This is a genomic window from Mycobacterium sp. IDUB_37, assembly GCF_055419245.1.
Genome location: NZ_JBVAXG010000009.1, coordinates 288,443 through 297,382 on the forward strand (window position 1 = coordinate 288,443; position 8,940 = coordinate 297,382).

The 8,940-nt window shown below is 65.3% G+C and carries 9 protein-coding genes; 2 read left to right on the forward strand and 7 right to left on the reverse strand.

Features of this window, described 5'->3' with window-relative positions:
- Positions 1-20: 20 nt before the first annotated feature.
- Positions 21-893, reverse strand: coding sequence for a hypothetical protein (locus tag ACZY1I_RS26195; protein WP_463759257.1), 873 nt, complete (start codon positions 891-893; stop codon positions 21-23).
- 91 nt (positions 894-984) lie between these two features.
- On the opposite strand from ACZY1I_RS26195, the gene ACZY1I_RS26200 reads away from it, so the two are divergent.
- The gene (locus ACZY1I_RS26200; protein WP_463759260.1) at positions 985-2,265 is read left to right on the forward strand and encodes a glycosyltransferase 87 family protein; all 1,281 of its coding nucleotides are present in this window, start codon (positions 985-987) and stop codon (positions 2,263-2,265) included.
- A 63-nt stretch (positions 2,266-2,328) separates the two neighbouring features.
- On the opposite strand, the gene ACZY1I_RS26205 is transcribed toward ACZY1I_RS26200, so the two are convergent.
- The 5 genes from ACZY1I_RS26205 to ACZY1I_RS26225 form a co-directional block, all read right to left on the reverse strand.
- Positions 2,329-3,066, reverse strand: coding sequence for a lysophospholipid acyltransferase family protein (locus ACZY1I_RS26205; RefSeq protein WP_463759264.1), 738 nt, complete (start codon positions 3,064-3,066; stop codon positions 2,329-2,331).
- A gap of 86 nt (positions 3,067-3,152) precedes the next feature.
- Positions 3,153-3,557 (reverse strand): hypothetical protein, encoded by a 405-nt coding sequence (locus ACZY1I_RS26210; protein ID WP_463759267.1) that lies wholly within the window; start codon positions 3,555-3,557, stop codon positions 3,153-3,155.
- Positions 3,554-4,825, reverse strand: a complete 1,272-nt coding sequence (locus tag ACZY1I_RS26215) for an ArsA family ATPase (RefSeq protein WP_463759335.1) — start codon at positions 4,823-4,825, stop codon at positions 3,554-3,556. The genes ACZY1I_RS26210 and ACZY1I_RS26215 overlap by 4 nt, the downstream gene beginning before the upstream one ends.
- On the reverse strand, positions 4,822-5,256 hold the full coding sequence (locus ACZY1I_RS26220) for an SRPBCC family protein (protein ID WP_463759269.1): 435 nt from the start codon (positions 5,254-5,256) through the stop codon (positions 4,822-4,824). The genes ACZY1I_RS26215 and ACZY1I_RS26220 overlap by 4 nt, the downstream gene beginning before the upstream one ends.
- A gap of 51 nt (positions 5,257-5,307) precedes the next feature.
- Positions 5,308-5,697, reverse strand: a complete 390-nt coding sequence (locus ACZY1I_RS26225; protein ID WP_463759272.1) for a polyketide cyclase / dehydrase and lipid transport — start codon at positions 5,695-5,697, stop codon at positions 5,308-5,310.
- Positions 5,698-5,885: 188 nt separating this feature from the next.
- Here ACZY1I_RS26225 and ACZY1I_RS26230 point away from each other — a divergent pair, with 188 nt between their 5' ends.
- Positions 5,886-7,688: an AMP-dependent synthetase/ligase gene (locus ACZY1I_RS26230; RefSeq protein ID WP_463759274.1), complete on the forward strand. Its 1,803-nt coding sequence runs from the start codon at positions 5,886-5,888 to the stop codon at positions 7,686-7,688.
- Positions 7,689-7,693: 5 nt separating this feature from the next.
- Here the strand turns inward: ACZY1I_RS26230 and pimB are convergent, their stop codons facing one another.
- Entirely contained in the window at positions 7,694-8,851 is a 1,158-nt protein-coding gene (gene pimB, locus ACZY1I_RS26235) for a GDP-mannose-dependent alpha-(1-6)-phosphatidylinositol monomannoside mannosyltransferase (RefSeq protein ID WP_463759277.1), read from the reverse strand.
- Between the last annotated feature and the right edge of the window lie 89 nt (positions 8,852-8,940).

Genomic DNA, 8,940 nt, shown 5'->3' on the forward strand with positions numbered 1-8,940 from the left:
CCGGCCGGCTCGCGCGGCGCTCAGCTCACGTCGGCAATCAAGATCGGCTCGGTGCCTTCGGGCGGCGGTGCGGGGTGCACGTCGACGTCCAGTTGTGCGTCGACGGCCCGGTCGTCGGGCAATCGCGGAGTTCCGGCAATGGCGCCCTGCAGCCACAGCTTGGCCTGCACCACCGGGCGCCGCCACCGGCGTTCGCGCTGCAGCGCACGCCGCATCTTGACCGGCCTGGTCGTGTAGCGCCATCGCGCCCACGGCGCGTGCGGGCGGGACAACCGCACCGCCCCGATGATCAGCAGGATCACCAGGAACATGCCCAGCAGACCGGTCCAGACCTTGCCCTTGAGCAGCACCACGACTGCCAGCGGCAGCGTGACCACCAACCCGCCGACCAGGGTGCTCTGCAGCACCACCCAACCGCCGTCATGGCGGATCGGCAGGATGAACATCAACGGGTGCAGTCCCAGCATCAGCAGCCCAGCGACCGCCACCGCGGCGAACACCGCGTCCACCGAACTGCGCCCATCTTCTTCCCAGTAGACGTCGGAAAGGTGCAGGATCAGGGCGTACTCGTCGAGCACCAGGGCCGCGCCGATGCCAAACAGCGTTGCCGCGACGGTGAATTCGGACGCTTGTCCGTTGACCGCCAGGGTCACCAGGGTCAGCCCGGACAGCATCACCAGCACTACCCCGAACGTCACGTGGTGGATATGCACAGTCCCGACGTGAATGTTCCGCGGCTGCCACCAGCGGGCCGGCCGGGCCCGGTCGGCGCGGTGCCGGATAAATCGCACGCAGCTGCGGGTGACGAAGAAGGTCAGGATGAAGGCGACCAGGCAGCACAGCAGCGGCAATCGACCACGGTCGACGATGTCATGCTGCAGCCAATGGAGCACCCCAGAAAAGCTACGCCCGCCGACGCGCGCACGCCCGAAGCCGCGCTGCGCGGTCAAGACAACGCCGGATAACGATTAGGCTGTGGGCGACATGAGTAAATGGCGGTCGCCCGACGTGGGCAGTCGAGTCGGGCGTATTTCGCTATGGTGCCTGCTCTGGGTGCTGGCCGCGTTGGCCCTGACCTACACGTGCTGGCAGTTGTTCGCGCACATTCCGTACCGCATCGACATCGACGTTTACCAGATGGGCGGCCAAGCCTGGCTGGACGACCGCCCGCTGTACAGCGGCAACGTGTTGTTCCACACGCCGATTGTGGATCTGCCGTTCACCTATCCCCCGCTGGCCGCCATCGCGTTCAGCCCGTTCGCCTGGATGGGGATGCCGGTCGCCAGTGTCGCGATCACGGTGCTGACTCTGCTGGTGCTGTTGGCGTCGACCACGATGGTGCTGAGCCGCCTCGACGTGTGGAACGACTCGCAGATGCTCCCCGGCCCGGCCTGGCTGCGCCGGCTGTGGTTGGCCGTGCTGGTCGTCGCGGCGGCCTCGATCTGGCTCGAACCGATCGACTCGAACTTCGCATTCGGACAGATCAACGCCGTGCTGATGACTCTGGTGATCGCCGACTGCTTCCCACGTCGCACTCCCTGGCCCCGCGGTGTGTTGCTGGGCCTGGGTATCGCACTCAAGCTCACCCCGGCCGTGTTCCTGCTGTATTTCCTGCTGCGCCGGGACAACCGGGCCGCCCTGACGGCGCTCGGGACGTTCGTGGGCGGGACGCTGATCGGTTTTGCGTTGGCATGGAGCGATTCCTGGGAGTACTGGACCAACACGCTGGGCCACACCGACCGCATCGGCGAGGCCGCGTTGAACACCGACCAGAACATCGCGGGTTCGTTGGCCCGGTTGGGCCTTGAGCAGCACGACCGCTTCCCGTTGTGGGTGCTTTGTTGCCTGCTGGTGCTGGCATTGACGATCTGGGCGATGCGCCGGGTGCTACGCGCCGGTGAGCCCGCGCTGGCGGTTATCTGCGTCGCGCTCTTCGGGCTGGTGGTCTCGCCGGTTTCGTGGTCACACCACTGGGTGTGGATGTTGCCGGCGGTACTGGTGACGGGCGTCCTGGCCTGGCGGCGTCGCAACATCGCGCTCGGCGTTCTCACCGCTGTGGGTCTGGCATTGATGCACTGGTCGCCGATCGATCTGCTGCCCAAGCACCATGAGACGACGGCGAATTGGTGGCGGCAGCTGGTGGGCATGTCTTACGTGTGGTGGGCACTGGCGGTCATCTTGGTTGCCGGCCTCACCGTGACCGCGCAGATCGCGGCGGCACGCGAAGCCGAACCGGAACGTACTCCGGTGCCCGCCAGCAGCTAGTCAATCAATCTTCGGTCCGTCGACGTCGTCGACCTTCGGGTCAGGCGCTGCGCCGGTGGTCAGTCAGCCGGCGGCAGTCTCGGGGATTCGTGCGGCGGGCGACGATTTACTTTTGGAATCGTCGCCTTCACTTCCGTCCTTGACGCTGGCGGCGTAGATGTCGACGTACTCCTGACCGGACAGACCCATCAGTTCGTACATCACCTCGTCGATGACGGCGCGCTCGATGAAGTGGTTGCCGGCCAGCCCGTCGAACCGCGAGAAATCCATCGGCTCGCCGAAACGAACCGTGATGCGGCCGAAGCGCAGCATCTTCTTCCCGGGCGGGTTGACGACGTTGGTGCCGATCATCGCGACCGGAATCACCGGGACCCCGCTCTGCAGCGCAATCCGAGCCAACCCGGTCTTGCCCTTGTAAAGCCGACCGTCGGGCGAGCGCGTGCCTTCGGGGTACATACCCAGCAGCCGGCCCTGTCCCAGCAGTCGCTGACCGGCCTCCAGCGCACCCTGCGCGGAGTCAGCGTTGGTGCGGTCGATCGGGACTTGGCCGGAAACGGTGTAGAACCACTTGTTGATCCAGCCCTTGATTCCGGTGCCGGTGAAGTATTCGGCCTTGGCCAAGAAGAAGATTCGGCGGCGCACCACCAGCGGAAGGTAGAAGCTGTCCGCCACCGCGAGGTGATTGCTTGCGATGATGGCCGGACCGGAACTCGGAATGTTTTCCAGGCCTTCAACTTTCGGTCGACCAAGCGCCTGGAAGAGCGGGCCCATGAAGATGTACTTAAACAGGTAGTACCACATGACTCCCTCTCGCCGCGCTCACCGAATGGTGCCTGCGCCAACTGTACCGACCCGCGATGCCGTCGACCACCTCGCGAGGTGGTGATTCAGTCCTGCAGCGTAACCGGGATCGCCTGGTACCGCGTCTTCGCGGTGCCGTTTCCATTGGTGGAACCCTTGGTTGTGTGCAGGGGTTCATCGGTGGTCACGCCACCGCCGGGCGGATCGTCCTCCGGCGCCGAGGCAGGCGAAGTGTCGATGTCGTCGACTATGGCGCGTATCACGTCCAGCAGGGCGACGCTGTGGTCGGCGATGACCGTCACCAACGGGTGCTGCTCGCCGTTGACTACCGCGGCCAGCGCGCATACCGGGCACCACACCTGCTGGCACTTACCCGGCCCGCCACTCGAGGCCATGGTGATCGCCGCGCGCACTGCCGGGTCGATCCCGTCCAGAATCATCTGGGCAAGCCGGCGCAACTCAGGCCCGACATCGATATGAGCCCTACTCACCTCGGCCATACCTCCGGATCTGGTTGGAAACGCACGGTCAGCTCACTGCCCTGCAGTTGTGCGTCCAGCACCGTACACCGCCGCAGCACAGACGCCAACCGAACCCGGCGTCGCACGCCGCCGGCACTGATGACCAAATCGTCGTCGGATCGTCCCAAAGCCAGTGAGCCGGCGTCGAGTTGGGGCAAAGGCAGCCGCATCCGGTACACCGATTCCAGCCCGGATCCGGATTCAAGGTCAACGACAGGATGCAGCGGGCCGGGCGGCGTGGCGCCGCGGCGATGACGAGCGCTATCCAGCAGTTCGCCCAACGCCTTGGGCCCGATCGGCTCGCCGGCCTGATGCGGGATCAGCACCAGCGCGACGTCCCCGATGGTCGCATCGAGTTCTTCCAAGACGGCACGTTGTTCGGAGATGCGTTCGGCGTACCAATAGAACGCCGGGTGGTCGGGAAGGCTGCGATATTCGTAGGCCTCGTCGCGGCTGAGCACCTGATTGACGAGCAACTCCTCGACCCGCACCCCCATCAGAGCAAGCGAGCCGAGCGTCCGAGCCGCCTCGGCGGCGACGACCCGCTCGGGTGTGAGCACCAGGTGGGCACTGACCAGGTCGCCGTCGGCCAGTAGTGCAGTGAGCCCGTCGACGCCGGCGCTGATGCGCTCCAACAGGTCAACGACCGCGGCCGATCGGCCATCGTCGCCGCCGGCGCTGAGTCTGCGGTGCCGCGGCCACGCCCGCTCCACGTAGAGCCCGAAAGTGGCGGGCAACGTCAACATGCGTAATGCGTCTGCGGTCGACGCGCAGTCGACCACGATGCGATCCCAGCGCCCGGACGCCGCCAACTCCCCGACTGCATGCAGGCCGAGGACTTCCTGAATCCCGGGAAAGGCTGAGAGTTCTTCAGGTGCAATGCGACTCAACTCGGAATCGGCGAACCGTGCGTCGATCGCCTCGGCGACATCGCACCATCGGTCCTCGAGCAGCGCGAGCGTGTCCAGCGCCAGTGCGTCGAGAGAGCCGCCACCGACGTCTGCTCCTCCGGTGGCCAGGTCGGCGAGGACCCGAACAGCTTCGCCGCGACCGGTCGGTGGGATCGGCACACCCAACACGTCGCCCAGCGAGTGCGCCTGGTCGGTCGACACGAGCAGCACGCGCTGACCACTGCTGGCGTCGCAAACCGCAGTAGCGGACGCCAGGGTGGATTTTCCTACCCCGCCTTTACCAACAAACAGACTGATCCGGGCAGTGGGTGCGCCCGAATCACTCAGCCCTCGACTCGTTTCTTCAGGTCCTTCAAAGCGCCGTCGATCAGCCGGCGTTCGGCCTTACGCTTGAGCATCCCGATCATTGGAATGGCTAGGTCCACCGCCAACTCATAGGTGACATCGGTACCAGAACCCTTGGGCGCCAATATGTATGAGCCTTCGAGGGATTTGAGCAGCGAGCTGGACTCCAACTCCCAGCTCAGCGACTTATGGTCGGCCGGCCACTGGTAGTTCATGATCAGGGTGTCTTTGAAGATGCCCGCGTCCATCAGCATCCGGGCCTTCTTGGGGTAACCTTCGTCGTCGGCCTCGAGGACTTCGACTTTCTTGTATTCGTTGATCCAGTCCGGGTAAGCCTCGATGTCGGCGATCGCCTTCATCACATCAGCTAACTCTGCATCGATGTAGAGCGTCTGGTTCGTCTTGTCCGCCACCTGGCAGTCCCTTTCGCACATTCCCAACCCGCAGAGCGGGTCGACCCCCGGTTAAACTACCGGAGAAACACCGACCGGACGTGATTCATCCAGGGTCTTTTTCACCTCGAACGCCATTTTCTTCCCGGCCACCCGCCGCCGGTGGGTGATCTTGGCCAGGTTCAGCTTCGCCAACTCCGGTCCTGATACACCTGCTGGCTCCGCGTGCAGGAAGTAGTGCAGTACGACGCCGTCCATCGAGGGTTCCAGCCAGACCTCCATCGTACCCGTCACGGCGCCCGTGACCGCCCACCTCATACCCTTTTCAGCGCGATCCTCGGTGACCTCGAGGCGCAGATCCGGCCACCACCGACTCCACTTCGACCGATCTGCAATCGCGGCCCCGACCAGTGCGCCATCGGCGGCGACGTATGTTTCGTCGGCGATCTGGATGCTGTTCATCGGCTCAGCTTCACATATCTACGCGCACGGAAACGGTGCGACCCCGTCGGCTGGAACGCCGCGCCACCCGGCAATCTCTGCCCCTGCCCGATGGGGAGTTTCCATGCTGCGCGAATCGCCGCATTAGGCTGAGCGGCAGCAAGCGACCACCGACAAGCCCCCGCCCTAGGTCAAACGAGGTATATAGAGTGCGTCAGTACAGCGTCCCCGCCCGCTTCTCCATCGACGAGCGGGACAACGTCGCGGCCGTGGTGTTCGAACACGAACGCAATGATCCCGACTACGTGATCTACCAGCGTCTTGTCGACGGCGCCTGGACCGATGTCACCAGCGCCCAGGCGGCCGACCAAATTCGTTCTGCCGCACTGGGTTTGATCTCATTCGGAGTCGAGGCTGGCGACCGGGTCTCCATCTTCTCGGCGACCCGCTACGAATGGGCGATCCTCGACCTGGCGATCCTGGCGATCGGCGCTGTCACGGTGCCGATCTACGAGACGTCGTCGGCCGAACAGGTGCGCTGGGTGTTGCAGGACTCAGAAGCGGTGCTGGCGCTGGCGGAGACTGACGCGCACGCGGCAATAGTCACCGAGCTCACCGGCGATCTGCCTGCGCTGCGGCGGGTTCTGCACATCAACGGTTCGGGGCCCAAGGCGCTTGACCAACTGGTGGAGGCCGGCAAATCGATCGACGCAGCCGAATTGACCGCCCGGCAGGAGGCGCTGAGCTGCGACGACCCAGCGACACTGATCTACACCTCGGGCACCACCGGACGGCCCAAAGGCTGCCAGCTCAGTCATTCCAACCTGCTGCACGAGATCCGTGGCACGCAGGAATGCCTGCCGACGCTGCTGCGCGAGGGTGAGCGGCTGCTGGTCTTCCTGCCACTGGCACACGTGCTCGCCCGGGCACTGACGTTGTCGGCGTTCACCAGCAAAGTCACGGTCGGATTCACCAGCGATATCAAGAACCTGGTGCCGATGTTAGGGGTGTTCAAGCCGACGGTGGTGGTGTCGGTGCCGCGCGTGTTCGAGAAGGTCTACAACACCGCCGAACAGAACGCCTCCAACGACGGCAAAGGCCCGATCTTCAAGGCAGCCGCGCAGACCGCGGTCGACTGGAGCCGCGCGCACGACGACGGCCGACCGGGACCGGTGCTGCGCGCCAAGCACGCGGTGTTCGATCGCCTGGTCTACAAGAAGCTGCGCGCGGCGCTGGGCGGAGACTGCCACGCCGCCGTCTCCGGTGGTGCGCCGCTCGGCGCCCGACTGGGCCACTTCTACCGCGGCGTGGGCGTGACCATCTACGAGGGCTACGGCCTGACCGAGACCAGCGCCGCGATCACCGTCAACCAGGTCAAAGGACTGAAGATCGGGACCGTCGGAAAGCTGGTGCCGGGCAACAGCTTGAAGATCGCCGAGGACAAGGAGCTGTTGCTGCGCGGCGGAGTGGTTTTCGACGGTTACTGGCGCAATGAGCAGGCCACCAAAGAGGCATTCACCGACGGCTGGTTCCGCACCGGCGACCTGGGCTCGATCGACGAAGACGGCTTCCTGAGCATCACCGGCCGCAAGAAGGAGCTCATCGTCACCGCGGGCGGCAAGAACGTCGCGCCGGCCGTGCTGGAAGATCAATTGCGGTCGCACCCACTGATCAGCCAGGCGATGGTAGTCGGGGACAACAAGCCGTTCATCGGCGCACTGATCACCATCGACCCCGAGTCGTTCGGCGGTTGGAAGCAACGCAACAGCAAGGCCGACGGTGCATCAGTCGGCGATCTGGCCTCTGACCCGGACCTGATCGCCGAGGTGGACACAGCCGTCAAGAAAGCCAACCAGCAGGTGTCGGCTGCCGAGTCGATCAAGAAGTACCGCATCCTGCCCGTTGACTTCACCGAGGACACCGGCGAACTGACGCCGACGATGAAGGTCAAGAGGAACGTGGTGGCCGAGAAGTTCGCCTCCGAGATTGAGGCGATCTACGACAAGGACTGAGTCGGTTACCGGCCGTCGCCAACGCCGCCCAGAAAACCCGCGAGCCGGGCGGCCAACGTGTCCCAGCGCCACTGCGTGCGGACCCACTCCCGACCGGCGGCGCCCATCATGGCGGCGCGCTCGCGATCGTTGAGCAACTCGACGATGGCGTCGGCGATCTGATTTACCGATTTGCCGTCGACGACTAAGCCGGTCTTATCGTGTTGCACGGCTTCCGGAGCGCCGCCTGAGTCACCCGCGACTACCGGCACGCCCGCGGCCGAAGCCTCGAGAAACACGATGCCCAGGCCTTCGACGTCCATCCCCGCGCCGCGGGTGCGGCATGGCATCGCGAACACGTCGGCCATCGCGTGGTGGGCGGGTAACTCATCGCCGGGGATGCCGCCGGTGAATGTGACGTCGTTGCCGACTCCGCAGTCCTGCGCCAGCTTGCGCAAGGTCTCGAGGTAGGGTCCGCCCCCGACGATGACCAGGGCGGCGCCATCGACGCGCTGGCGTATCGACGGCAGCGCCTTGATCAACATGTCCTGGCCCTTGCGCGGAACCAGCCTCGACAGACACACCACCGTCGGCCGCTCGCCCAGCCGGTACCGTTCGCGCAGTTCGGCGCGAGCGGCAGGGTCGGGCCGAAACCGGTCGCTGTCCACCCCGGGCGGCAGGTATTCCAGGGAAGCGTCCGGCCCGAACGCCGGCGCGAAGCGCGATTTCGTATAGCGGCTGACGAAGGTCACGACGTCAGTGCCATCCCCGATGCGGCGCAGAACCGACCGCGCCACCGGAAGCATCGACCAGCCCACCTCGTGACCATGGGTGCTGGCCAGAACCCGGCTCGCGCCCGCCTCGCGGGCACGTGACGCCAGCAGAGCCAACGGTGCCGCGGCGCCGAACCACACGGTCTCGATGTCGTTCTCCGCGATCAGCCTGCGCATCCGGGCGTCGACGGTCGGAACCGGCAACATCAGCGTGGTGGGGTGCCGGACGACTTTATAGCCCGTTTCGGCGGCAGCTTCGTCAAAAGCCTCGGCGCCCTTCCACTTTGGCGCATAGACCGTCACGTTATGCCGCCCGGCGCCGACCAGCTGGTCGACGAATTCGTTGAGGTAGGACTGAATGCCACCGCGCCGCGGGGGAAAGTCGTTGGTTACGAGCAGGACCCGGGTCACGCACGTCACGTTAGCGTGGCGACGATGCGCGTCACGTCAGTGACGCGAGGAGGAGCCGCGCCAATCAAACCCAGCGTGGCGACGATGCG

Bases quoted from the DNA above. Each gene is read 5' to 3' on its own strand.
- ACZY1I_RS26200 (WP_463759260.1), top strand. From the start codon at position 985: ATGAGTAAATGGCGGTCGCCCGACGTGGGCAGTCGAGTCGGGCGTATT.
- ACZY1I_RS26225 (WP_463759272.1), bottom strand. From the start codon at position 5,697: ATGAACAGCATCCAGATCGCCGACGAAACATACGTCGCCGCCGATGGC.
- ACZY1I_RS26205 (WP_463759264.1), bottom strand. From the start codon at position 3,066: ATGTGGTACTACCTGTTTAAGTACATCTTCATGGGCCCGCTCTTCCAG.